Genomic DNA, 24,203 nt, shown 5'->3' on the forward strand with positions numbered 1-24,203 from the left:
CGGAGGACCACACCGACAGCGCGGCGACGAGCTCTGTGCGCGTCGGGGCTCCCAGGTAGGAGCACACTGATCGCATGGCCCTACCCGAAACGCATCATTGCTCGGCATGCTCGGACAGCGCCGCGCAGGACTCAGTCCTTCACGAAGACCTCGTCGTCGGAGCGCCTCTGTCCATGGAGGATCTCACCGACGCGCAGCGTCACGACCGGTTCGCCCTCAAGTACGCCCACGACGGTTGCCAGGTCAGAGAGGTCCGGCGAGTTCCGGACGACAGCTTGAGCGGCTACGCCTGGTCCGTCCGCTTCACCGAGAGTTCGTGATGGGTTGATCACTGGGCAGCGTAGGGACGTTGCCTGAGAGGAAGCAGCCGAACGACGGCACCATCGGGTGCGAAGGTCACTCGTCCCAGTGCAGCGTGTACTGGCCGGTGGTGCTGTCACGGAGGGCGCTGCAGCGGCGGGGCGCCAGAGACCACTCCGATTCCGCCCATCCTGCGATTGCCGGAGCAAGAGCCACCTCCGCGTAGTCGGCCTCGACGATCTCCAGTGCTCGGACTGCGATCAGGACGTAGGGGCTGCTCTCGACGAGTTCGATGGCGCCGGAGACTTTGCCCAGGCCGACCTGCAGCGAGGCGACTTCAGACTCGGTGAGTGTCAGCCGACTCCCGTAATAGGCGTTGCGGACCTCGGAAGCGTCCAGCCAGACCCGGTTGCTTACGGGGGTGCCGTTGGTCGGCGGGGCGGACAGCCTGGTGGCCTCGGCCGCTATTCCGAGAAACAGCCCGAAGCCACCCTTCTGCACTCTGTAGCGATGGGTTCGCATATGACCTCTCTCCATGATCGATGCCACACCGCATCGCTGAGCATGCGCGCCGGCTGGGCGAGGAGGGGTACGGTCCCTCGGCGGCCAACCGTAAAGAAGTAGCGGCCCCAGGCTCTCGCCGACGAGCATGGGCGCATGAATGATCAACCCGCACGATGGACCCAGGCAACCACCTACCCCGACATGTGGGCCGACCCGGACGAGGACCCCCGCAACAGCGAAGGTGCCGGTTCGGAGGGCGAGTTTGCGACGCTGCAGGACTTCCTGGCGGACTACCGCCTGACCCTGCGGATGAAGTGCGAGGGCCTGGATGCGGAGCAGTTGGCCCGGCGGTCGGTTCCGCCGTCGACCATGTCGTTGCTCGGGCTGCTCCGCCACCTCGTCGAGGTGGAACGGGACTGGCAGAACTGGATCGGCGACGGTGATCCGGTGCCGAAGCTGTACGGCAAGAGGGACGCGGATTTCGACGGAGCTGTCGCCGACCAGGCCGTGGTCGACGCCGCGTACTCCGATCTGGAGCGCGAGCAGGCAGCGACCGATGCCGCGCTGGCCCGACACCCGGATCTGGGCGAGCGTCTGGGTAAGGACGGGATCGCCGTACGGGAGCTGATGGTGCACAGGATCGAGGAGTACGCCCGTCACTGCGGGCACGCCGATCTGTTGCGCGAGTGCGTCGACGGACGGGTGGGTCAGTGACGGAGGCGGTGGGCGCCGCTCGTTGTCCTGTGGTCTGAGGCAGCCCGTCCACAGTTTGTGTCGACGTCGTCGGTCGGTACGGGGGTTGGACGGTCGTCCGCGGTGGCGGGGGCCGTTCGGGAGGCGGTCGGAGGTCGAGGCCGCCGCCGGCAGGTGTCACGAGGCGGTGGGTAACCGGCCGTCCTGGGACAGTGGTTCGGACTCATCCGGTTCGTTCCGCCGCAAGCCACTTCTGCCAGACATGGATCGTGTTGGGCACCTCGGGGTGATCGAGCAGCCGGAGCACATAGCCTGCGTGCCGTCTCGCCCACGGGGTGTCGGACCGGGCCGCCGTCTCCAGCCGGCGGCGCAGATCCTCGCTGTCGATGGCTCGGGCTACGTGTACGTACTCGCGGTCCTTGCAGCGGTAGGGCCTCCGTACGACGATCTCGACCAGGTCGGTGAGCTTCGTCCGGGCGGTCTCGCCGTGGCCGGGGACCGCCACGGCGCGGAGGAGCAGCTGCTTCGTGCCCCACTTCTTGGCGTGCCTGGTCCACTCCTGCGGGAACCGTGCCTCCCATTCCAGGAAGAGCAGTGCGTACGGCAGGCCCGGCCAGGTCCTGATGTCCCCGGGCGGGCGGTTCCACAGTGCGTCGGGCAGCGCGTGCCTCCCGGCCTCGCGGTACGCCTCGTAGGCGCGCAGGAAGGCCGGATCCTGCCACGGGTCCTTGCCGGCCGGTGACAGGTTCAGCGACCACAGTTCGTTGTACCGGCCCAGAGCCGCCCGCACGTTTTCCTGGGCATCAGCGAGGGCGTCCAGCGCCGCAGCCCTTTCGGCCGGGTCCTCCGCCGTCAGCCCGAACGCCCAGCCCAGCCGTGCGTCCCACGCGGCGGCTCCATCCGTGGCTGCGCCCATGGTGTCAGTAATGGCCTGTCTCTCCGTCGAGGAGCTCGCGGATCGTGTCGAGGTGGCCGACGTGGCGGGCCGTCTCCTCGATCATGTGGAACAGGATCCAGCGCAGTGATGCCGAGCCGGCCTTGTACGCGCGGTTCCGGCCGATGTCGTCCAGCGCGTGCGTGGCGATGAACTCGTTGGAGGCGGCGCACTGGCGGTCGTACTCGGCGAGGAGTTGGGGGAGCGGAATGCCCTCGGCCGTGAAGTCGGCGTCCTCGACACCCGAGAACTGAGGGTTGCCCGCTGCCGGGTGGTCCAGGAACAGAACCTGGAACCAGCAGTGCTCCGCCCAGCGCAGATGCGAGACGATCCCGGCCACGGTCATCAAGGGGGACCCAGGGAGGACCGACCGGCGGGCGTCCTCGTCCGAGAGCCCCTCGCACTTCCACTGCACGATCGAACGCTGGAGGTCGAGCCAGCCCACGAGCTGGCTGCGTTCGTCCGCTGTGAAATCAGGGCGTGTACGAGGAAGTGGCATGGGCGCCGAGGCTAGTCGGGGCGGGGGACCCGGCGCACCGGGATTTCACAGCGGACGAACGCAGCCGCTGAAGTGCCTCCCGGGATGCGGTCCGGCGGGGGGCGGGGGACCGTGGAGGCATGTCCGGACATCCACCTGTGATCGTGTATCCGCCCTCGCCGACCGGCGGGCGGCGGGTGACCGTGCGGGGGCAGATCGTCGGGCTGGCGCACGGGCGCGGGGATGTGGCCGCCTTTCTGCGGCAGGCCGGGCTCGCCGTGGGGGTGGAGGAGATCGACCTGGACCAACCCGAGCTGATCGAGTGGCGAGGCGGAGACCTCGATACCTGGAGGTGAGCCCCATGAAGCTTCGTGGAGCGCGCCGGGGCGAGGCGTCCCTCGAACCTCCTCCCGGGTATTACGGGGCGGGCGGGGCGGCACCCGACGTCATACAGCGTGGGCTGATTCTCGACTGGGTGGTGAGCCGGCGGATCGCCGGCGGATGGCGTGTGGAGTCCCGGTCGGGGACTCAGGCCGTCCTCGTGCGCGGGCAGCCGGTCAACCATGTGCTGCACGCCTTCCTGACCGTCTTCTCGTGCTTCGTGTGGGGCGCCGTATGGGTCGCTGTCGCGCTGACGAACAAGGTCGAGCGGGTCGCCCTCACCGTCGACGCCCAGGGGCATGTCGTGAGCGTCGGCGGCCCCTGAGCCCGGACCCCGCACGAGCGGAGGGCTCGGACTGCACCGCGGCGTGGCCCCCTCACCCGAACGGCTGCGTCCGGGTAGTCGCGGGCGGCCGTGTCGCGCAGCGTCGGACCTGCCCGTGGCCGCGGCGGCGGGCATCCGACGACCGAAGGAGTACCCATGGCCCAGTCAGTACCCACGCCGGGCACCTCCCCGAGCCCGGGGTCCGGCAGCGCGTGGGCGTCCGGGGGCGTGATGTTCGCCGGTGTCCTGCTGCTCGTCGACGGTGTCCTGGCCGTGATCAAGGGGATCGCGGGCATCGCGTCGGACGACGTGTACGCCCGCATCAACGACTACACGTTCAAGTTCAACGTGACGTCCTGGGGCTGGATCCACCTCGTTCTCGGCATCGTCCTCGTGATCGTCGGTGCGGGCATCCTGAAGGGCGCGCTCTGGGCCCGCGGCGTGGGCGTCGGGCTGGCCGCGCTGAGCCTGATCGCCAACTTCATGTGGCTGCCGTACCAGCCGGTGTGGGCGATCGTCTCGATCGCCATCGACGCCTTCGTGATCTGGGCCCTGTGCACGGACCGGACGAAGGCGGCCTTCTGACGTGAGTGGCGGGCGCGGTGGCCGGGAGCGGGACGGTACGGCTGCCCTGGCCGCCGAGGCATACGTCTACGGCTCCCCGCTGGTCCTCGCGCTGTCGGCGGTCGAAGCGTGCCTGCAGGAAGGCTTCGGGGTCCTGGCGCCGACACCCTTCAACAGTTTCGCCCACGCCGCGCGGCCCGCCGTTCCCGCCGACAACGTCGCGAACGCGGCGGTCGACACCGTCGACGCGATCGCGCAGCTCGACCTGTCCGGCGGCCCGGTCAGGCTTCATGTGCCGGACACCGGCGGTGCGTACTACGCGCTGCAGTTCGTGGACGCGTGGAGCGGCACCTTCGCCTATGTCGGGCGGCGGGCGACCGGTACGGGCGAGGGCGACTGGCTGATCGTGCCGCCCGGCTGGTCCGGCACCGTGCCCGACGTGGTGACGGGGGTGATCGACGCACCCACCTCCGTCGTCTCCCTCGTCGGCCGCATCGCGTGCGACGGGCCCGACGACATGCCCCGTGTCCGGGCGCTCCAGCAGGAGCTCACGCTCACGCACCTGGGAGCCCACGCCCACCGGACCGGTCTGCCCGCGCCCGACTCCGACGTACCCGAGGCCCTCCGGTTCTTCGAACGGCTCCGGGTGTGGATGGCCGACTTCCCGCCCGCTGCCGCCGACCGTGCCTACCAGGACCGGTTCCAGCCCCTGGGGCTCCTGGAGGAGGGCCTCTCGCCGTACGTGTCGGCCGGGCCCGGTCTCCTGCGGGCGCTGACACAGGGGCTCGCGCTGGGCAGGGCGCGGGTGGCGGAGGCGTGCCGATACCGGGACGACGCCCGGGAGGGCGCGGACACGGCGCCGGGCGCGTGGGAGATGAACCCGCACCTCTTCGACCACAACCTCGACCACTTCGGCGTCGGCACGATCAGCTCGCCGGAGTGGAGGATCCCGGACCGCGAGGCGTCGTACCTGGTCAGGGCGGTGGCGGCACGGCAGGCGCTCTGGGGGCCGCACGGATACGAGGCGGTGTGCGCGCACACCCGCAGCGACTCCCGGGGACGCCTGCTCAGCGGGACCCACAGCTATGCGCTGCGCCTGGGCCGGCCGCCTCCCGTCGAGGGGTTCTGGTCCGTGACCGTGTACGAGGTCCCGGGCAACCACCTGGTCGAGAATCCGGCGGACCGGTACGCGATCGGTGACCGTACCCCCGGTGTCGTACACGCGGCCGACGGGTCGCTGACGCTGTACCTGTCCCGGCAGCGGCCGACGGACCCCGGCCAGGCGGCGAACTGGCTGCCCGCGCCCGCCGGTGACTTCCGGGCCGTGATGCGGCTCCACACCCCTGAGCAGGCCGTTCTCGACGGGAGCTATGTGATCCCGGCCGTCGAGCGGCTCGACGAACGGTAGGCCGCGGGTTCTCTTCGGTGCCGCTGTCGGTGCCGCGGTACACACTGGAGACATGTGCCGCAGTATCAAGACGCTTCGTCCGCCAGCCATCCCCGAAGAGGCCACCGAGGAGGAGATGACAGCCGCCGCCCTGCAGTACGTACGCAAGGTGTCGGGCTTCCGTGCGCCCGCCGCGCACAACCAGGAGGTCTTCGACCGTGCCGTCGCCGAGATCGCGGAGGCGACCCACCGCCTGCTCGACGGCCTGGAGATCCGGGGCAGCGCCGCCCGGGTGTGAGCCCGGGACCGCCTGACCGGCCGCCGGTCGGGCGGTGTCAGCTGCCTGCCGGGGCTCCGGTGACGACCGGTGCTCGCCGGGCGTGGGGCGGCCGCCGGACGACCAGCGCCGCCAGGGCGCCCGCAAGGAACAGGGCGAGGACCGAGACGGCCGTGCCCAGCCAGCTCGCGCCCAGCCACTGGCCGCCGAAGTAGCCGAGGCTCACGCTGTAGCCCGCCCAGGCCACCCCGGCCAGCGCCGACCAGGGCAGGAACTCCCGCACCTTGCGGTGGGCGGCGCCCGCGCCCAGGGACACGACCGAGCGGCCTGCCGGGGCGAAGCGGGCGATGACGACGAGGGCGCCGCCGCCGCGGCTCAGCGCCGCGCCGAGGCGCTCCTGTGCGGTGGTGAGACGGCGGGAGCGGGCGATGGCCCGGTCCAGGCGGTCGCCGCCGCGCCATGCGAGGCGGTACGCGACGAGGTCGCCGAGCACCGAGGCCGTGGCAGCGCACAGGGTAAGCACCAGCAGCGAAGGCACCTGCTGGGTGGCTTCGCCGGGGTTGGCGGTGACCGTCGTCGAGCTCGCCGCGGCAGCCGTCGCCGCCGTGATCACCAGCACACCGCTGGGCAGGACGGGCAGGAAGACGTCCAGAAGTACCGAGAGGGCGACCACTGCGTAGATCCATGGGCTGCCGGTCAGCGCACCCACACTCTCGAGCACGTTCTACTCCCCGTCCGTTTCCCCATGTCACCGTGTCAACGCCGCGGCGTCGCAGGGGAGCGGCAGGAGCGGCAGGGTCAGCGGTTCAGAGTACGCCTGCCGTTTCCCCGGAGTTCGCCGTGGGGCGGGTGATGTTGTGCAGGTCACGTACGCCCCGGCCCCCCATGACAGCGGGGTGCCGGGGCGTACGTGACCGGGGCCGGCGGCCGGTCGGTCAGACCGGGACGGCCGGTGAGTTCTCGCGGGGACGCTGGTCCTCGCCGGCGGCGCTCGTGCGGGAGGAGAAGAGCCGGTCCACGGCCACGGCACCGGGGCCCGTGAAGACCAGCAGCAGGAAGGCCCAGCAGAAGACGGCCGACGCTTCGCCGCCGTTCTGGAGGGGGAACAGCGATTCCGGCTGGTGAACCTTGAAGTACGCGTACGCCATGGATCCGGAGGCGACGAGGGCGGCTGCGCGGGTACCGAGGCCGAGCGCGACCAGGGTGCCGCCGACGAGCTGGATCACGGCTGCGTACCAGCCCGGCCAGGTGCCGGAAGGCACGGTGCCGCCGCCCATCGCGCCGCCGAGGACGCCGAAGAGCGAGGCGGCGCCGTGGCAGGCGAAGAGGAAACCGATGACGGCACGGAAGAGTCCGAGTGCGTAGGGCTGGGCCCTGTTCAGACGTGCGGACATGGGGGGTTGGCTCCTTCGGTCTGGGGACGTGAACCGAGCGGGGCCCTTCAGGTTAGGTAGACCTCATTATTACTTGCAAGTTCAACATATTCGCAACTGGCTGAAAATGATCAGCTGTTCGATGTCAGTGTGCGCTCCAGGACCGTCTCCAACTGCGCGCCTGTGGGCTGTTGTCTGGCCTGAACCAATGTCAGCGCAGCTTTCCGGCCATGCAGGGTCAAGGTCATCAGCTGATTGCCGAACCATGGTCCGCCCGTCCTGCGCCAGCGCATCGGCGGCGCTCCCGTCCGGCCGTGGAGCGCCAGCGCGCGTCCCAGCCACCGGCCGGGCGTGCTCCAGCCGAAACGGAATCCGGCTCTTATCGTGGCGGGGATCGAGTTGTGCACGGGGGAGCAGGTCAGCTGCATGATGCGTGCGCCGGGAGTGGCGCCCGGTGAGGGATCCGGCCAGTGGGGTTCGGCGATGTACGCATGGTGCACATCGCCCGAGAGCACGCATACCGTGGCAGGAGCGTCCGGCCCGCCGGCCACCTTCCGCAGCAGCTCCGTCAACTCGTTGAAGGATTCGGGGAAGGCCGCCCAATGTTCCAGGTCAGAGGCGCGGCGCACCTTCTCCCCGAAGCGCGCCCAGCGCCCGTCGGGGCCGCCGCGCTCGCCACGGCACAGCGCGGCGTTCCAGCTCTCCGCGTCATGGATGAGCGGCGGCAGCAGCCACGGCAGTGAGGTGCCGATCAGGAGATGGTCGTACGCGTCCGGGTCGGCGAGGGCCTCGTCGCGCATCCAGCGGGCCTCTTCGGTGTCGAGCATCGACCGTTGCTGCTCGCCGAGAACCCGGGCCGCCCGGGTGTCGACCATCAGCAGCCGTACTCGGCCGAAAACACGCCGGTAGCTCCACCGGGTGTGTGTGGGATCGGCATCGGCACGGGCGGCGTGCTCCCGCAGTACTTCTGTGGCGTCCGGGGCGGCGCGTACCGCCGCGTACAGCGGGTCGGCCGCCAGGGCGTCGGGGGAGAGGTTGCCGAGGTGCTGGTACACCCAGTACGACATCAGGCCGCTGACGATCCGTTCGTGCCACCACGGCGTGCGCCGCATGTCCTCGAGCCAGGCGGCGCTGGTGTTCCAGTCGTCGATGACGTCGTGGTCGTCGAAGATCATGCAGCTGGGAACCGTGGAGAGCAGCCAGCGCACCTCCGGGTCGCGCCAGGACTCGTCGTAGAGGTGGGTGTACTCCTCGTAGTCCGCGACCTCCGCGCCGGGCGGCTCGTTCAGGTCGCGGCGTGCGGAGAGCCGGCGCCGGGTGGCCTGCGACGTCTCGTCCGCGTACACCTGATCGCCGAGGAGGAGGAGCACATCGGGACGTACGGCCGTGGGGTCGGCGGCGAGCTCGACGGCCAGGGTGTCGAGGGCGTCCGGGCCGATGGGGTCGCGCTCCTGCTCGGGCGCGGCCGCCCAGCGGCAGGAGCCGAAGGCGATCCGGACGGGTCCGGTCTCCTCCGGCCGCGGAACAGCGGGTGTGGTGATGGTGCTCGCGGGGAAGCGTGAGTCCTCGGGCGGCCAGACGCGGCGGCCGTCGAGGAACACCTCGTAGGCCGTGGTCGAGCCGGGCGTCAGGCCCGAGACCACCACCAGCGCGTAGTGGTGCCCCTGCACCGCGAAGGTCGGGGTGGAACCCGACGCGCCGTCCGCGCAGCGGACCTCGGCCGTGCAGGGCCGGCTCGCCTCGACCCAGACCGTCGCCCGGGAACCGGACTCCCAGTCGACGTACCGCAGCAGTGGTCCCAGGCGTAGCCCGGCCATGTGTGCCCTCCTCGCGTCGCCGTGACCGATGGCTCCGTACGGTACGGGTCGCCGTGGCCGATGGCTCCGTACGGTACGGAACGACGGAGGAGGGCGGGATGGTTCCGCTCCGTGGGCCCGGGCCTGGGCGGCGGCCGGTCAAGGAGCGGTTCCGTGGCCGCTCGGTGTCAGCAGCCGTTCAGCACGGACTGCAGCGCGCTCTTCTCGGTCGAGTCGACGCTCATGCCGTAGTAGTACTTCACGTGCACCCAGGCGCGCGCGTAGGTGCAGCGGTACGCGGTGCGCGACGGCAGCCACTCGCCCGGGTCCTGGTCGCTCTTGGACTGGTTGACGTTGTCCGTGACCGCGATGAGCTGGGGGCGGGTCAGGTCGTTGGCGAAGGCCTGGCGCCGGGCCGTGGTCCAGCTGCTCGCTCCGGAGCGCCATGCCTCGGCCAGCGGGACCATGTGGTCGATGTCCAGGTCGGAGGCGGCGGTCCAGGTGGCGCCGTCGTACTGCGAGTACCAACTGCCGCTGGTCGCGGCGCAGGCGGAGTCCTGGACGACGTTCGTGCCGTCGCGCTTCAGGACGACTTCGCGGGTGTTGCAGGCGCCCGACTGGGTGATCCAGTGCGGGAACTGTTCGCGGCTGTAGCCGGTCGAGGAGCCCTCTGCGGAGACGGTGAGCTGGCTGAGGTACGTGCGGGCGGTCGACGCGCTGACCGGTGTGGGCATGGCGGCCTGGGCGGCCGGGGCGGAGAGGAGCCCGGTGGTGGCGGCGAGTGCGGCGGAGGCGGCGACGACGGCTATGCGACGCGCGTAGATACCGGACATAAGAACTCCCTTGATGTGGGGGGAACTTGGGCGGGCGGCCTGTGGGCCCGGTCATCCTGGCGGCGCCGGGTTTCCAGGGGATGGTCGCCAGGTAACAGAGTGGCGACATGCGCACGTCACATCAAGAGGTAGGGCGACTCGGTCTGACGTCCGGTCCGAAGTGTGTTCGAGGAAGGGATCTGGCGGCGGGACGGCTCGGCCGGGCGTGCGCGATCCGGTTCCGGGTGGTTCGTGGCGGTGTGAGCGGGCGAGAGCTCCCAAAACACCTAGGGTGGCCGGGTGTTGCTTCCGGTCACCCCCACGCTCGGTGTCGCTCTCGCCGTACTCCTGGTGTTCGCCGCCACGGTCGCCGCGGCGGCCTCGCTCGGGCGCGCGCGGGAGATCGTCGTCGCCGGGCTGCGGGCCGCGGTGCAACTCACCGTCGTATCCCTGCTCATCGGCTGGGTGGTGCGCTCGGCGGGGCCGCTTCTCGGCTTCCTGGCGCTGATGTTCGCGGTGGCGGTGTGGACGGCAGGGCGCCGGATCACCACCAACCGCACCTGGCGGTGGGCGGCGCTGCCGATCGGTGCCGGAGTCGTCCCCGTCGTCGGTGCGCTGCTGCTCACCGGGCTCGTCCCGGTGCGGGGCATCGCGCTGATCCCGGTCACGGGCATTCTCATCGGGGGCGCGCTCACCGCGACCGTGCTCGGCGGGCGGCGCGCGCTGGACGAGCTCGGGACCCGGTGGGGCGAGGTCGAGGCCGGGATGGCGCTCGGCCTGCCCGACCGGGACGCCCGGCTGGAGATCGCCCGCCCGGCGGCGTCGGACGCGCTCCTGCCGGGGCTCGACCAGACCCGGACCGTGGGGCTCGTCACGCTCCCCGGTGCCTTCGTCGGCATGCTGCTGGGCGGCGCCTCACCCGTGGAGGCGGGCGCCGTGCAGCTGTTCGTCCTGGTGGCACTGATGGCGGTGCAGGCGGTTGCCGTCGCGCTCGTGCTGGAACTGGTGGCCCGGGGGCGCCTGCACCGCGGATGAGGCGTGCGGGGTGTGGCGCGTGCGGGGGCCGGGGCGCGCCGATGTGAGGCGCGTGGGTACGCGGGGTGAGGGTGAGGGCTAGGCCGCGTCGATGTGCAGACGGATCGAACCGTCGCCGACCGCTTCCACCCGGAGCCGCGTCAGGTCCTCGACGTGGGCGTCCGGGGAGAGCGCCGCCGCGCGCGGGCCGATGCCCACGATCCGCATGCCGGCCGCCCGGCCGGCGGCGATGCCCGCCTCGGAGTCCTCGAAGACGATGCAGTCCGCCGGGGCGAAGCCCAGCTCGGCCGCACCCTTGAGGAAGCCCTCGGGGTCGGGCTTGCTGGCGCCGACCAGCTCGGCGGTGACCCGGATCTCCGGCATCGGCAGGGCCGCTGCCGTCATCCTGGCCCGGGCGAGCGCCGCGTCGGCCGAGGTCACGAGCGCGTGCGGGAGGCCGGCGAGGGACGCCATGAAGGCGGCGGCGCCGCCGATGGGCACCACGCCGTCGATGTCGGCGGTCTCCTCGGCGAGCATGACCCGGTTCTCCGCGTAGTTCTGCTCCATGGGGCGGTCCGGCAGCAGGGCGGCCATCGTGGCGTACCCCTGGCGTCCGTGGACCACCTTGAGCGCCGCCTCGGGGTCGAGCCCCTGCTTCAGCGCCCAGCGCCGCCAGCAGCGCTCCACCACCGCGTCGGAGTTGACGAGGGTGCCGTCCATGTCCAACAGGAGGGCGCGGGCTTCGAGGACGGTGGCCGACATCGGCAGGCTCCAGAGCGCGGGGAAGTGCGACCGGCACGGGGCAGGTCAAGAGAACAAGCAGCCCCGCCCGCCGGTCAGGGGAAACGGGCGGAGGCTACTTTGTTCCATCACGATACAAAAACCGTCGCCGGAACGCCAATCCCGCAGGCCGGGCCCCTTCCCGCACGGCCGGGCCGCCCCTTCCCGTACATCCGCGCGTCAGGAATGCCGCCCGTTGCCGGTCGTCTGCGCCTCCAGCGCGCGACGGGTCTCCGGTCCGTACACGCCCGGGGGGTCGCTCTGGACCGACACCCAGGTCTGGAATTCGCGGACAGCCCGTTCCACGCGCTCCGAGTACTCCCCGTTGTCCGGCTCGCGGTAGACCCAGATCTCCTGCAGCCGGCGCTGGAGCTCGGCGACCTCCGCGCCCTGGTCACCGCGCCGCAGCGTGGGCCCGGCGATCTGGGCGGGCGGCGCCGAAGTCTCCTCCGGGGACTGCGTCGCGGTCGCCGAGGGTGACGGCGTCCGGGAGGCAGTGGCGGAAGGGGACGCGGACGGGCTCTTCGACGCGGACGCCGAGGGCGACGACGACGGTGACGCGGAGGCGGACCGCGAGGGTGTCGACGAGGGGGAAGCGGACGGGGACTCCGACACGGAGTCCGCGGGTCCGCTCGCGTCAGGGACGCTCGTCGCGACCTCGGGCAGGGCCTCCTCCCGGCTGTCATCCTTGTCGAACAGGCCGCCCGCGAAGGCGGCCGTCCCCACCACCGCGACCACAGCCACGCCCGCGGCGAGGACGGCGAACGGCCGCCGACGGCGCGGCTGAACAGGTTCGGGGCCACCGCCCGCGTAGGCGGCGGCGGTACGCCGACGGCTCTCGTCCACCGGGTCGGCGTCGGGGAACCGGCCCGCGGCATCGCCCGCCGCACCGGCTCCCACGGCACCGGCACCCGCCGCACCGCCCATGAAGATCGGCATCGTCGTGGCCGCCGCGGGGGCGGTGTGCTCCTGACCGGCGTCACTCGACAGCGTCACGTACGGCCGGATCCGGAGCGGATCGAAGTCCTCGGCCGCGGCCATCTCGGCCGAGCGTGCGGCCCGGTGCTCCTCGCCCGGCAACTGGGCCGTACGGGTCCCGCAGGCACACCGGTGCCCTGTGCTCCCGGGGCCCGCACCCCCGGGTCCCGGTCTCGCACTCTGCTCGCCGCCGCACTCCGGGCATATATGTCCGGTCATCGTGGGTTCCCCTCCCCTTTGAACTGCCTGCGATTATGCAGGCCGCCGCCGGGAAGCCCAACGCCCGCACCGCTGCTCGGCAGGCCATAACGTGACACAGCGGCCAGGATGGGGGAGAAGCGGACCCGAGGAGACGTTCATGGCCCAGCAGCTGAGCCCGCCGCCCCTTGCACCGGGCGAGGGCAGGTCCCGGCGGAGTGTCCTGGTGGCCATCGGCGCACTGCTCCTCGGCATGCTGCTGGCCGCACTCGATCAGACCATCGTCTCCACCGCACTGCCGACGATCGTCAGCGAGCTGGGCGGCCTGGACCACCTGTCCTGGGTGGTCACCGCCTACATGCTGGCGGCGACGGCGGCGACCCCGCTCTGGGGCAAGCTCGGCGACCAGTACGGCCGCAAGAAGCTCTTCCAGACGGCCATCGTCATCTTCCTCATCGGCTCGGCCCTCTGCGGCATGGCCCAGAACATGCCGCAGCTGATCGGCTTCCGAGCGCTCCAGGGACTCGGCGGCGGCGGGCTGATGGTGCTGTCCATGGCCATCGTCGGAGACATCGTCGCGCCGCGTGAACGTGGCAAGTACCAGGGACTGTTCGGTGCGGTCTTCGGTGTGACCAGCGTCCTGGGGCCGCTGTTGGGCGGCTTCTTCACCGAACACCTCAGCTGGCGCTGGGTCTTCTACATCAACCTGCCCATCGGGGTCGTCGCACTGCTCGTCATCGCGGCGGTGCTGCACATTCCGGTCCGCCGCACCAAGCACACCATCGACTACCTGGGCACCTTCCTCATCGCCTCCGTCGCCACCTGTCTGGTCCTCGTCGCCTCACTCGGAGGCACCACCTGGGACTGGGACTCCGTCCAGATCATCGCCCTCGCGGTCCTCGCCGTCGTGCTCCTCGTGGCGTTCATCGGCGTCGAGCGCCGGGCGGCCGAACCCGTACTGCCACTGAAGCTGTTCCGGATCAGGACCTTCAGCCTCGTCGCGGTCATCAGCTTCATCATCGGCTTCGCGATGTTCGGTGCGATGACCTATCTGCCGACCTTCCTCCAGGTGGTGCACGGCATCTCGCCGACGATGTCCGGTGTGCACATGCTGCCGATGGTCTTCGGCATGCTGATCACCTCGACCGCCTCCGGGCAGATCGTCAGCCGGACGGGCCGCTGGAAGGTCTTCCCGCTCGTCGGGACCGCCCTCACCGCAGCCGGTCTGATGCTGCTCCACCAGCTCTCGGAGACCAGCTCCACCTGGCAGATGAGCATCTGCTTCTTCGTCTTCGGCGCCGGGCTCGGCCTGGTCATGCAGGTGCTGGTCCTGGTCGCGCAGAACGCCGTCAGCTACGAGGACCTCGGGGTCGCCACGTCCGGAGCGACCTTCTTCCGGTCCATCGGGGCCTCGTTCGGCGTCGCTGTCTTCGGCACCATCTTCACCACCCGGCTCACCGGCAAACTCGGCGACGCGCTCGCCGGGCGCTCCCTGCCGCCCGGAGTCGACGCCGAGGCCCTCGCCGCCGACCCACGGGCCATCAGCCGGCTCCCGGCCGACCTGCGCCCCTCGGTCCTCAGCGCGTACTCGACCTCGATCACCGACGTCTTCCTCTACGCGGCACCCGTCGTCGTGGTCGCCTTCGTCGTCGCCTGGTTCCTCAGGGAGGACCCCCTGCGCGGTTCGGTGAGGGCCCCCGACACCAGCGAGACCCTGGCGTCGAACCCGGTCCAGCGTTCCTCGTACGACGAGTGCGCCCGCGCCCTTTCGGTGCTCGCCACTCGGGAGGGGCGCCGGGAGATCTACGAGAAGATCACCGCCAGGGCCGGATACGACCTGCTGCCCGCGTCCAGCTGGCTGCTGCTGCGGATCAAGCGGCACGGCACCGTCGAACCCGCCAGGCTGGCCGAGGCCGCCCCCGTGCCACTTCACGTGATCCTCGCGGCGGCCCGCCAGGTGGAGGAGCGCGGCCTGGTCCGGCGCGAGGGCCTGGAGATGGTGCTGACCGACCTGGGTGCCGAGGCCGTGGTCAAGCTGTCGAATGCCCGTGAGGAGTCCCTGGCGGAGATGCTGGGGGACTGGTGGGGTCCGGAGCGGCCCACCGACCTGGTGCGTCTCGTCGCGGAGCTGACCGCCGAGGTCAGCGGGTCGAGCAAGGAACGGCCGCACATGCCCGAACCGCCCCGCGACCACTTGGCCTGACGGACCCGACCGGCCCCTGTATCCCGTGTCCTACGGGATACAGGGGCCGCGGCTCACAGCTCCTTGGCGAACCAGTGCTCCGCGTAGGGCCCTTGGTTGAACGCCGGAACCTCACGGTAGCCGTGCTTCGCGTACAGCCCGCGTGCCTCGACCAGGTCGTTGCGGGTGTCCAGCCGGATCTGCCGCACTCCCAAGGCACGTGCCGCACTCTCGATCGCCGCCAGCAGCAGCCCGCCGCCCCCGGTGGAGCGGAATCCGGGGCGTACGTACACCCGGGTCAGCTCCGCGGTCCCCGCGTCGACCAGCCGCAGTCCCGCGCAGCTCGCCGCCTTGCCGCCGTACCTGCCGACGACGAACTCGCCGGTGGGCCGGGCGAGGAGTTCGACGCCGTCGCCGGTCAGCCCCTCGTCGATCTCCCCGGTGGTCGCAGGCCGTCCCCAGTAGCGGCTCGCCACCTCGTCGTAGTAGTCCCTGCGCAGGAGTTCCGCGTCGGGCGTGCCGAAGTGCTCGGGGGCAACGATCCAGGTCATTGGTTCATTCTGGCTTCGGTACGACCGGATGACGAACCATTAATACGTGCAGGGGGCAGTGATGGTGCAGTACTCCGACCCGGCGGCCCGGGCGGCAGCGGTGCAGCGGCTCGGCGAGCAGTGGATACGGGAGCTGGCCGGGCCCGGTCAGGAAGGCGGCTTCGTCTGCTCGCCGGCCGGGCTGTGGCTGGCGATGGCCGCCGTCGCCGCCGGAGCCCGCGGGGCGACGGCCGACGAACTCCGCTCGGTGCTCGGGGTGGCGGAGGAGGCGGCGGCAGCCGTCGTGACGGAGGCGGCGCGGGAGTGGGGGCGTACCGAGGCGCTGAGGGTGGCGACCCGGGTGTGGAGCAGGGTGCCTGTCCGTCAGGAGTACATGGACGCCCTGCCGGACATCGGGTTCGGGCCGCTCGACTCGGACGAGATCGACGCCTGGGTGCGCGAGAGGACCGGCGGCCTGATCGAACGGCTCCCGTTGCAGCTCGACGGCGTCGCTCTGGCGCTGGTCAACGCGCTGGCTCTGAAGGCGTTCTGGGAGACCTCGTTCGACGCGAACCGCACCCGTGAGGTCCCGTTCACGGACGCGGCGGGCAGGACCCGCCCGGCAGCGACGATGCACGCGTCGGTGCCGCTTCGGGACGCGTGGGCGGTGGCGGGCGCGTACGTCGTGGAGCTCCGCTGCCGTACGGAGCCGGGCGGGGCGGCTCCGGCACGCGTCAGGCTCGTCCTCGGGGAGCCCGGTGCGGGGGCGGCGCAGGTCCTGCCCCTCGCGTGGGCGCCCCGGGAGGAGGGTGCCCCGCTGGACGCCGACCAGGCGACCATCGGGGTTCCTCGATTCACCCTGCGTACGAACGTCCAGGTCACCGAACAGCTGCCCGCGCTCGGTGTACGGCTCGCGACCAGTGCGGCCGAAGCGGACTTCTCGGGGCTGTCGTCCCAGCCCCTCCATGTCTCGGAGGTGGTCCAGGAGGCCGTGCTGACGATCGCCGAGGAGGGTGTGGAGGCCGCGGCGGTCACGGTCGTGGCGATGCGACGAGCGGCCGCGCCCCGGCCCCGGGTGGTGCGGCACCTCGCGTTCGACCGCCCGTTCGGGATCGTCGTCCTGGACGGCTCCGCGGACGTGCCCCTGTTCGCGGGCTGGCAGGCGGACGCCCCCGTCCACGAGGGCTGACGAGCAACCGGACCGCCGGATTCCGGGCACCGCGGAGGGACGGTTTTCATGTTCTGAGCATTCTTTCGGGCAAATGCGTGGTGACAGTCAGGCGAAGAGGGGGTTGATTGGGTCTTCCTGATGGGGCAATGCGAGGCTTCATCCGCACATACCCGGCTCGAGGGGATGGTGCACGAACGGTGGGAGGGGCGGCGCGCGTGGCAGATGCGGAGCGCAGTGTGCGGGGGAACGCGACGGCGGACCTGGGGACGAGGACCGGGGCGGCCCGGACAGTCCTTTGGCTGCTCGTGGCCGTGCTGGCAGTACGGCAGATGGCGGTGGTGCTGCGGCAGCCCCCCGGCGAACGCCTCACCGACCTGGAGACCTGGATCGGTGAGAACGGGGTCCTGCACGTGGCGGGATCCGTGTACGACGCCGGCCGGTTCACCGGCACCCCCTTCGCGGGACTGGTGCTGAAACCCCTGACGGCCTCGGCCGAGCAGACCCTCGGCGTGGTGTGGACCTTCGGGTCCCTGCTGCTCGTCGCGGCGCTCGGCCTGGTCGCCGCCCGCGCCCTGCCCACCCCCGTGAGCCGCCGCACCACGTTCCTCGCGGCGCCCGTCGCGATCGCCCTGCTCATGCTGTCGCTGCCCGTCCGCAACGCCCTGTACCTGGGACAGACCAGCATCCTGCCCGTCCTGCTGGTGCTGGTCGCCTGCTTCGCCGCGCGCGGCGAACGCCTTCCCGGTGTGCTCATCGGCATCGCCGCGGCCCTCCAGCCGGCCGTCCTGCTCTTCGCCGGGCTGCTCTGGCTCACCGGCCGACGCCAGGCCGCCGTGACCGGCGGTGCCGCCTTCGCCGCCTGCACCGCGCTGGCCGCGGCGGCGATGCCGCGCGACTCCTGGACCTACTGGGTGCACCATGTCGCTGGCGCCGGACTCGGCGACAGCCCGGACAGCCTGGCCAACCAGACGCTGCACGGCGCGCTGCTCCGCCTCGGCTTCGAAGGCCCCCTGGAGATCGCGCTCCTCCTGGTCCTGGCCGCCGGTGTCACCTTCCTCGGGCTGCGGCGCGCGGTGCGCTACGCCCAGGACGGACAGCTGCTCCTCGCCGTCGCCGTCACCGGCTGTGTGGCGGTCGCCGTCTCGCCGACGGCCTGGCAGCACCAGCTGCTGTGGGTGCTCCTCGCCGTCGTGGGACGGGTCGGCACCCGGGCCTCGGACCGGCTGGTCTGGCCGGCCGTCGTGGTGCTCGTCCTCACGCTGCCCGGGAAGATGCTGCTGCCGAACATCGGAGTGCTCCTTCCCGTACGCGACAACGTGCTGCTCATCGCGGCGCTCGGGGCGGCCTGCGTGGCGCCGTTCCTGTCGCGCACCTCGCCGCACTGGCAGCGGCCGGTCCCCACGGACTACGCCGAACCCGTCGCCTCGCGCTTCAGACACGTGCCGCTGCTGCCGTTCTGGCGGCGGGTGCTCAGCAGACCGAACCTGCTTCTGGAACTCCTGCTGATCCGGGTCGTCTACTCCGCCTACGCGAAGGTGCGACTGGCGGCGACCGCGGGCCGCCCCACGGCCGAGGAGCACGGCCGGCAGATCCACTCCATCGAGCAGTGGCTGCACATCGACATCGAGCACTGGGCCAACCACGCGGTCGTGGAGGTCACCTGGCTGCGGGACTTCTTCGACTACTACTACTCGACGTTCCACTTCATCGTGCCGCTCGCGATCCTCGGTGTGCTGTACGTACGGCGGCCCACGGACTACCGCTGGGCCCGCAGCTCCATCGGCTTCGCCACGGTCCTCGCCCTGATCGGCTTCTGGCTCTACCCGTTGGCCCCGCCGCGGCTGATGCCGGGCCTCGGCTTCATCGACACCGTCCACGGCGTACAGGACTTCGCGAAGCCGGACTACGGGACGCTGACGTCGATGACCAACCAGTACGCGGCGATGCCGTCGCTGCACTTCGGCTGGTCGCTGTGGTGCGGTGTGGTGATCGTGATGCTCGCGCCGAAGGCGTGGATGAAGGCACTCGGCCTGCTGCACCCGCTCTTCACGGTCTCCGCGATCGTCGCCACGGGCAATCACTGGGTGCTGGACGCGGTCGGCGGCGCAGCCGTCGTGGGCATGGGCTTCGGCCTGACGTACGTCCTGTCCGGGCCCCGGACCCTCCGGCGCAAGCCTGTTGCGGCGGCGGGTCCCGCGGCCGGAACCGGACCTGCGGAGGATGCGGGGAACCCGGTGGGCGAGCCGGTGGGCAGCAAACGCTGACGTACCCCGGTCCCTAGGGCGCCGGGGCGGTTCGTTTGGTGTAGCTGGTGATCAGCACGGTTTCCATGCGGTCGACGCCGTCGAGTGAGCCGATGCGGTCGGTGAGATAGGTGTGAAGGGCGTCGGCGTCCCGGCAGACGGCGATGGCGAACAGGTTGTGGGTGCCTGTCGTGCTGCCGACGAACGCCGCTTCGGGATCGCAGGCCAGGGCCCGGGCGACGCCGGCGGTCCGGGCGGGTGTGACGGTCAGCCAGAGCAGGCACTGCACGGAGAAGCCGAAGAGGCGCGAGTCGATCTCGACGTCGAACCGGAGAACGCCCGACCGGCGGAGTTCGTCCAGACGGCGGCGTACGGCGGATTCCGACCAGCCGACCTGCCGGGCGAGATCCGGGTAGGCGGCACGGCCGTCCGCGGCGAGGGCGGGGAGCAGCCGGCGGTCGAGGCCGGTGAGGGGGACCGGAGCGGTGCCGGCGGTCGGGGCCGGCCTCAGCGCGGCGATCTGCTCCTCGGTGAGCGCCGACGTCCGGCCCGTCCAGCGGTGGTCCATCGCCGGGCGCAGCAGACGCTGCGCGTCGATCTGCGTGCCCTGCGGAAGGCGGCCCAGCGCGCCCAGGGGTGCCGGGCCCTCTTCGGCGACGTGGAAGACACAGATGATCTCGGTGCCGCTGGAAGCGACCGTCACCCAGGCGGTGTCGGGGCGGCGGGCCAGCGCGCGGGCGAGCGGGACGATGCCGGGGGGCGGGACGCGCAGACGCACCAGCCATTCGGCATGGCCGGTGCGGTGGCTGTCGGTCACCCCGGCCACGCGGGCGATCCCGGTGGTACGGAGCCGGCCGAAGCGGCGGGCCACGGTGCGGTCGGAGACATCGAGGACGTCGGCGATCCTGCTGAAGGCTGCGCGCCCGTCGAGTTGGAGGGCGTGCAGGAGCCGCAGATCGAGTGCGTCCAGCGTGACCGAATCCACCGGACCAGTGTAGGGCGGTGTCGGATTGCGGCGTGGGGACGGGAGTTGGGGATCCGGAGCTCGCGGCCGATGCAGCATCGAGCCCATGGCGGCGCTGTTCGACCGGTGCGCACGGCAACGACGGCCGCCACGCCTGAAGTTCACGCCGCGGGAGCGCTGAGCCGTTCCCGCGCAGCCCTGTTCGCTCTGCGCATCTCGTCTCTGTCGGAGGACACCGTGTTCGGAACCCTCATGCTCCTTGCCGGCCCGACGCTGGGATTCCGCCTCCTCGGTCTGCTGGGTGTCAGCCGGTTCGCGAGCGGGCGAACCAGTGCGGCACACGGCCTTGCCGTCATGCTCGTGGCCACCGCGACCGCGCACTTCGCCCCCCGGGGCATGGGCATGATGCCCGGCCACGACGACATGGCAGCCATGGTGCCGCCGTTCGTCCCGTTTCCCCGCGTGATGGTCTACCTGACCGGGGTACTGGAACTCGCCGGCGCGGTCGGCCTCGTCCGGACCCGCACACGTACGGCGGCGGGGATCGGCCTGGCGGTGCTCTTCGTGCTGATGTTCCCGGCCAATGTCTACGCCGCCGTCGAGAACATCCCGTTCGACGGCGACCCGGCCACGCCGCTGTGGTTCAGGATTCCCGAGCAGCTGGTCTTCATCGCCGTAGCCCTGTGGGCGGCCGCCCGTGACACCGGTCGGCCGTGGCCGGGTGTGATCCGGCGCGGCACCGACGACACCGCCGTGGCCCGCCGATGACGGGGACGGAGCTCCGAGGGGGCTGCGGGAGTGGCCGAAGGGGTACCGGGGAGACTTCCGCCTCCCCGGTACCCCTTCGGCCGGGATCGCCGCGTCTGACCAGCATCCGCCCGAAACCGCGGGGCCGCCACTCGAACGGCTCAGCCGTGCGACGGTCCCAGCGCCCAGGCCGCCAAGGACAGCGTGGCCATCGACACGACCGTTGACGCCACGACCGAATTGCGGGCGAGCGTGGTGTCCAGCCCGTACTGGCCGGCGTAGATGAAGGCGTTCTGGGCGGTCGGCAGCGCGGAGCACAGGACGACCGCGAGGAGCTGGGGGCCGTCGAGGTCCAGGAGCAGGGGGCCGCCGACGGCAAAGGCGATCAGGGGCTGCACGAGCGTCTTGAGAGCCACCACGGTCCCCAGTTCCGCCCGGCCGACCGGGGCCGCGCATGCCGCCGGTTCCGGGCGGGTGTGCAGCGACAGGCCGAGCGTGATCAGGGCCGTGGGAACGGCTGCGGACCCCAGGAGATCGCAGGAGTGGGTGAACGCCTCCGGCAGTCGCAGGCCGGTGGCCGACACGCAGACGCCGAGCAGCGAGGCCATGATGACCGGGTTGCGTACCGGCATGGTCAGCATGCGGCGCAGACCCGCACGCCAGTGAGTGTTCACCCGGTCCGTGCCGGAGTCCAGCAGCGTCAGGATCACCGGCGACACCACCAGCACCTGGAACAGGATGACCTGGGCGACGAACGACGCGTCGCCCAGCACCTGGACGGCCACCGGAATTCCGAGGTTGGCCGAGTTCACGTAGCCCGACGCCATTCCGCTGATCGCACCGTCGGCCGTCTTGCGGCCGAAGAAGCGCCGGGCCACCAGCAGGCCGAGACCGGAGACGAGCACCGTGCCCGCGGCGAAGGCGATCACCGTCGCGTTCACGAACGAACCAAGCCGCGCGTCCGAGACCATCATGAACAACGCCGCGGGCATGGCCACATGGAAGACGAAGCGGCCGAGTACCGCCTCGGCCTGCTCCCCGAGCAGTCGCCCCCGCCCGGCCGCGTAACCGATGGCGGTCAGCGTCCAGATGGGGGCGAAGGCGGAGAGCAGGTCATGCATGCGGCTCATGATCCCTGCGTGCCGTGGCCCGGCCGTACGGGGGGCCGGGCCACAGCAGGATGCGGGGCGGGGCGGGGGTCAGACCCCCACCGACATCCCGGCCTTCGGGGTGACCTCGCCGCTCCGCTCCCCGAGGTGCTCCGTCGCCACATGGGCGGTCTCACGGGCGGTGAGCGCCGAGATGACGGGCGGCAGGCAGAGTGCCGCCGCGAAGAGCGCGACGCCTGCCCAGTTGTCCCCGTCGGGGCCGGCGATCTGCGAGGCGAAGGCCACGGCGAAACCGGCGATGGCAAAGCCGGTCTGGGTGCCGATCGCCATGCCCGAGAGCCTGACCCGGGTGGGGAACATCTCGGCGTAGAACGAGGGCCAGATGCCGTTGGCGGCGCTGTAGACGACACCGAAGACGAGAATGCCGAGCCCCAGCACCAGGGGGTAGCTGCCGGTGGAGATCGCCCACAGGTAGAGCGGCATGACCACCGCGCTTCCGATGGCGCCGATCAGGAAGACGGGCCTGCGCCCAATGCGGTCCGAGAGCCGGGCCCACAGCGGAATCGTGAACAGGGCGACCAGATTGGCCAGGGCGCCGACCCACAGCATCCCGGTGCGGCCCATGCCCACGGCGTCGCTGGTCGCGTACGACAGCGCCCAGACGGTGAAGATCGTGCTGACGGTGGCGACCACCGCGCACCCGACGACCCGCAGTACATCGGCCCAGTGGTCGCGGAGCAGCACGGCGAGCGGCAGCTTCGCCACGCCCTCGGTCGCCGCCTGCTTGGTGAAGACGGGTGTCTCCTCCAGGGTGCGGCGGATGACGTAACCCGTCACCGCGACGGCGATGCTCAGCCAGAACGGGACGCGCCAGCCCCAGGAGAGCAGTTGCTCCTCGGGGAGGGCTGCGACGGGGATGAAGGCGAGGGTCGCGATGAGCTGACCGGCCTGCGTTCCGTTGATGGTGAAACTGGTGAAGTAGCCGCGCCGGTGCGCCGGTGCGTGTTCCAGGCTCATGGAGTTGGCGCTGGCCTGCTCACCCGCCGCGGATATGCCCTGGAGGATGCGGAGGAGCACGAGCAGGACCGGAGCGGCACCACCGATCTGCTCCCGGGTGGGCAGACAGCCGATGAGGAACGTCGACAGGCCCATCAGGATCAGTGTGAAGACCATGATCTTCTTACGGCCGACCCGGTCTCCGACATGGCCGAGGAAGAGCGCGCCGACGGGACGGGCGGCGTAGGCGACACCGAAGGTGGCCAGCGACAGCAGCGTCGCGTTCGCGGGATCGGACTCGTCGAAGAAGACCTTCGGGAAGATCAGCGCGGCCGCGCTGCCGTAGATGAAGAAGTCGTAGTACTCCAGGGCGCTGCCGATCCAGGCGGCGAGCGCGGCTTTACGGGGCTGGGTCTGAGGCAGCGGTGGACCGGTGGCGGGGTCGTGAACGGTCACGTCGTACTCCTTCGGGGACGTTCCGTGCGGGGGGCAAGCGGGTGGGGCGAGCGGGTGGGGCGAGCGGGTGGAGGGAGCGGGGGAGCGGGCGGTGCGGCTAATTAACGCACTAGGTAGTTAGTTGCGGATGGCTACGGATGCTGCGAGGAGATGACGCCCCTGTCAAGAGTCCGCGCAGAACTCACCCGGTCCGCGGTGCACCCGGCCCGCTCCCCGGCCGCCTCGGCCGGCCCTGCTCCCGGACCGGCCCCGGCTGCGGGATTCAGGCTGCCCGGTCGGCCGTCAGATAGGCGATGATCATGTCGCCGAGCATGGTCCGGTAGTGCTCCCGCCGGTCCGTGGCGACCAGGTCGCGGCCGAAGAGCGCCCCGAAGGTGTGCCGGTTCGCGATCCGGAAGAAGCAGAAGGAACTGATCATCGCGTGCAGGTCCACGGCGTCGACGTCCGCCGTGAACAGCCCCGATGCGCGGCCCGAGTCCAGGATGCGCCGCAGGACATCGATCGCGGGGGAGCCGATGCGGCTCAACTCGGCGGAAGCGGCGATGTGTTCGGCCTCGTGGATGTTCTCGATGCTGACGAGCCGGATGAAGTCCGGGTGGTCCTCGTGGTGGTCGAAGGTCAACTCCGCCAGCCGTCGGACCGCGGCCACGGGGTCGAGGTGCTCGACGTCCAGGAGCTGCTCCGCCTCCCGGATCCTGCTGTACGCCCGCTCCAGCACCGCGGTGAACAACTGCTCCTTGCCGCCGAAGTAGTAATAGATCATGCGCTTCGTGGTGCGGGTGCTGGCCGCGATCTCGTCGACCCGGGCCCCCGTGTAGCCCAGACGTGCGAATTCCCGCGTGGCCACGGTGAGGATCTCCTCCCGCGTGCGGGCCGCGTCGCGGGTGCGCCCAGCGGGTTGGGCGGGTCCTTCGGTGCTGGTCATCCGGATCCTTCGCGGGCAGTCGGTGAGTGCTCGCGATTCTAGGAGCCGGGGGGCGGGGCGGCCGATCCGGGCCGGGGTCTTCCCAG

General features: G+C 71.1%; 26 protein-coding genes. 12 read left to right on the plus strand and 14 right to left on the minus strand.

Features of this window, described 5'->3' with window-relative positions; genetic code table 11:
• Positions 1-74: 74 nt before the first annotated feature.
• Positions 75-320, plus strand: a complete 246-nt coding sequence (locus OG257_RS26745; RefSeq protein WP_329211493.1) for a hypothetical protein — start codon at positions 75-77, stop codon at positions 318-320.
• Positions 321-396: 76 nt separating this feature from the next.
• Here OG257_RS26745 and OG257_RS26750 read toward each other — a convergent pair whose 3' ends face one another.
• On the minus strand, positions 397-822 hold the full coding sequence (locus tag OG257_RS26750) for a hypothetical protein (RefSeq protein WP_329211495.1): 426 nt from the start codon (positions 820-822) through the stop codon (positions 397-399).
• Positions 823-957: 135 nt separating this feature from the next.
• Here OG257_RS26750 and OG257_RS26755 point away from each other — a divergent pair, with 135 nt between their 5' ends.
• Positions 958-1,518, plus strand: a complete 561-nt coding sequence (locus OG257_RS26755) for a DinB family protein (protein ID WP_329211497.1) — start codon at positions 958-960, stop codon at positions 1,516-1,518.
• Between the two features lie 202 nt (positions 1,519-1,720).
• Here the strand turns inward: OG257_RS26755 and OG257_RS26760 are convergent, their stop codons facing one another.
• A complete protein-coding gene (locus OG257_RS26760) occupies positions 1,721-2,413 on the minus strand; it encodes a hypothetical protein (RefSeq protein ID WP_329211499.1) in 693 nt (230 codons plus the stop codon).
• A 4-nt stretch (positions 2,414-2,417) separates the two neighbouring features.
• On the minus strand, positions 2,418-2,930 hold the full coding sequence (locus tag OG257_RS26765) for a DinB family protein (RefSeq protein WP_329211501.1): 513 nt from the start codon (positions 2,928-2,930) through the stop codon (positions 2,418-2,420).
• A 119-nt stretch (positions 2,931-3,049) separates the two neighbouring features.
• Between OG257_RS26765 and OG257_RS26770 the strand changes: the two genes are divergently transcribed.
• The 5 genes from OG257_RS26770 to OG257_RS26790 all read left to right on the plus strand — a co-directional run bounded on the left by OG257_RS26770 (position 3,050) and on the right by OG257_RS26790 (position 5,864).
• Positions 3,050-3,265: a hypothetical protein gene (locus OG257_RS26770; protein WP_329211503.1), complete on the plus strand. Its 216-nt coding sequence runs from the start codon at positions 3,050-3,052 to the stop codon at positions 3,263-3,265.
• 5 nt (positions 3,266-3,270) lie between these two features.
• Positions 3,271-3,615, plus strand: a complete 345-nt coding sequence (locus OG257_RS26775; RefSeq protein WP_329211505.1) for a hypothetical protein — start codon at positions 3,271-3,273, stop codon at positions 3,613-3,615.
• A gap of 156 nt (positions 3,616-3,771) precedes the next feature.
• Entirely contained in the window at positions 3,772-4,200 is a 429-nt protein-coding gene (locus tag OG257_RS26780) for a DUF7144 family membrane protein (protein ID WP_329211507.1), read from the plus strand.
• A gap of 1 nt (position 4,201) precedes the next feature.
• Positions 4,202-5,587: a DUF1254 domain-containing protein gene (locus OG257_RS26785; protein WP_329211509.1), complete on the plus strand. Its 1,386-nt coding sequence runs from the start codon at positions 4,202-4,204 to the stop codon at positions 5,585-5,587.
• 52 nt (positions 5,588-5,639) lie between these two features.
• Positions 5,640-5,864 (plus strand): DUF2277 domain-containing protein, encoded by a 225-nt coding sequence (locus OG257_RS26790; protein ID WP_329211511.1) that lies wholly within the window; start codon positions 5,640-5,642, stop codon positions 5,862-5,864.
• Between the two features lie 37 nt (positions 5,865-5,901).
• Here OG257_RS26790 and OG257_RS26795 read toward each other — a convergent pair whose 3' ends face one another.
• The 4 genes from OG257_RS26795 to OG257_RS26810 form a co-directional block, all read right to left on the minus strand.
• Positions 5,902-6,564 carry a DedA family protein gene (locus OG257_RS26795; protein WP_329211513.1) on the minus strand — a complete coding sequence of 221 codons (663 nt, stop codon included), beginning with the start codon at positions 6,562-6,564 and terminating at the stop codon, positions 5,902-5,904.
• A 214-nt stretch (positions 6,565-6,778) separates the two neighbouring features.
• A complete protein-coding gene (locus tag OG257_RS26800) occupies positions 6,779-7,237 on the minus strand; it encodes a DoxX family protein (RefSeq protein WP_329211515.1) in 459 nt (152 codons plus the stop codon).
• Positions 7,238-7,347: 110 nt separating this feature from the next.
• The gene (locus tag OG257_RS26805) at positions 7,348-9,033 is read right to left on the minus strand and encodes an alkaline phosphatase D family protein (RefSeq protein WP_329211517.1); all 1,686 of its coding nucleotides are present in this window, start codon (positions 9,031-9,033) and stop codon (positions 7,348-7,350) included.
• Positions 9,034-9,200: 167 nt separating this feature from the next.
• The gene (locus OG257_RS26810; RefSeq protein ID WP_329211518.1) at positions 9,201-9,845 is read right to left on the minus strand and encodes an HNH endonuclease family protein; all 645 of its coding nucleotides are present in this window, start codon (positions 9,843-9,845) and stop codon (positions 9,201-9,203) included.
• A gap of 279 nt (positions 9,846-10,124) precedes the next feature.
• On the opposite strand from OG257_RS26810, the gene OG257_RS26815 reads away from it, so the two are divergent.
• Entirely contained in the window at positions 10,125-10,859 is a 735-nt protein-coding gene (locus OG257_RS26815) for an ABC transporter permease (RefSeq protein ID WP_329211519.1), read from the plus strand.
• A 78-nt stretch (positions 10,860-10,937) separates the two neighbouring features.
• Here the strand turns inward: OG257_RS26815 and OG257_RS26820 are convergent, their stop codons facing one another.
• Together OG257_RS26820 and OG257_RS26825 are read right to left on the minus strand one after the other, a co-directional pair.
• The gene (locus tag OG257_RS26820; protein WP_329211521.1) at positions 10,938-11,600 is read right to left on the minus strand and encodes an HAD-IA family hydrolase; all 663 of its coding nucleotides are present in this window, start codon (positions 11,598-11,600) and stop codon (positions 10,938-10,940) included.
• Between the two features lie 198 nt (positions 11,601-11,798).
• Positions 11,799-12,815, minus strand: a complete 1,017-nt coding sequence (locus OG257_RS26825) for a peptidoglycan-binding domain-containing protein (protein WP_329211523.1) — start codon at positions 12,813-12,815, stop codon at positions 11,799-11,801.
• A gap of 139 nt (positions 12,816-12,954) precedes the next feature.
• Here OG257_RS26825 and OG257_RS26830 point away from each other — a divergent pair, with 139 nt between their 5' ends.
• Positions 12,955-14,997 carry an MDR family MFS transporter gene (locus tag OG257_RS26830; RefSeq protein WP_329211525.1) on the plus strand — a complete coding sequence of 681 codons (2,043 nt, stop codon included), beginning with the start codon at positions 12,955-12,957 and terminating at the stop codon, positions 14,995-14,997.
• Positions 14,998-15,050: 53 nt separating this feature from the next.
• On the opposite strand, the gene OG257_RS26835 is transcribed toward OG257_RS26830, so the two are convergent.
• On the minus strand, positions 15,051-15,527 hold the full coding sequence (locus OG257_RS26835) for a GNAT family N-acetyltransferase (RefSeq protein ID WP_329211527.1): 477 nt from the start codon (positions 15,525-15,527) through the stop codon (positions 15,051-15,053).
• 61 nt (positions 15,528-15,588) lie between these two features.
• On the opposite strand from OG257_RS26835, the gene OG257_RS26840 reads away from it, so the two are divergent.
• Entirely contained in the window at positions 15,589-16,695 is a 1,107-nt protein-coding gene (locus OG257_RS26840) for a serpin family protein (RefSeq protein WP_329215371.1), read from the plus strand.
• A gap of 218 nt (positions 16,696-16,913) precedes the next feature.
• Positions 16,914-18,941: a bifunctional glycosyltransferase 87/phosphatase PAP2 family protein gene (locus OG257_RS26845; RefSeq protein ID WP_443054577.1), complete on the plus strand. Its 2,028-nt coding sequence runs from the start codon at positions 16,914-16,916 to the stop codon at positions 18,939-18,941.
• Between the two features lie 13 nt (positions 18,942-18,954).
• On the opposite strand, the gene OG257_RS26850 is transcribed toward OG257_RS26845, so the two are convergent.
• On the minus strand, positions 18,955-19,905 hold the full coding sequence (locus OG257_RS26850) for an Lrp/AsnC family transcriptional regulator (RefSeq protein ID WP_329211531.1): 951 nt from the start codon (positions 19,903-19,905) through the stop codon (positions 18,955-18,957).
• A 216-nt stretch (positions 19,906-20,121) separates the two neighbouring features.
• Here OG257_RS26850 and OG257_RS26855 point away from each other — a divergent pair, with 216 nt between their 5' ends.
• Positions 20,122-20,652 (plus strand): DoxX family protein, encoded by a 531-nt coding sequence (locus OG257_RS26855; RefSeq protein WP_329211532.1) that lies wholly within the window; start codon positions 20,122-20,124, stop codon positions 20,650-20,652.
• A 140-nt stretch (positions 20,653-20,792) separates the two neighbouring features.
• Here the strand turns inward: OG257_RS26855 and OG257_RS26860 are convergent, their stop codons facing one another.
• From OG257_RS26860 to OG257_RS26870, 3 genes are all read right to left on the minus strand, one after another.
• A complete protein-coding gene (locus OG257_RS26860; RefSeq protein ID WP_329211534.1) occupies positions 20,793-21,761 on the minus strand; it encodes an AEC family transporter in 969 nt (322 codons plus the stop codon).
• A gap of 69 nt (positions 21,762-21,830) precedes the next feature.
• Positions 21,831-23,192 carry an MFS transporter gene (locus OG257_RS26865; RefSeq protein WP_329211535.1) on the minus strand — a complete coding sequence of 454 codons (1,362 nt, stop codon included), beginning with the start codon at positions 23,190-23,192 and terminating at the stop codon, positions 21,831-21,833.
• 262 nt (positions 23,193-23,454) lie between these two features.
• A complete protein-coding gene (locus OG257_RS26870; RefSeq protein WP_329211537.1) occupies positions 23,455-24,117 on the minus strand; it encodes a TetR family transcriptional regulator in 663 nt (220 codons plus the stop codon).
• Between the last annotated feature and the right edge of the window lie 86 nt (positions 24,118-24,203).

This window comes from Streptomyces sp. NBC_00683 (assembly GCF_036226745.1).
Taxonomy (GTDB): domain Bacteria; phylum Actinomycetota; class Actinomycetes; order Streptomycetales; family Streptomycetaceae; genus Streptomyces.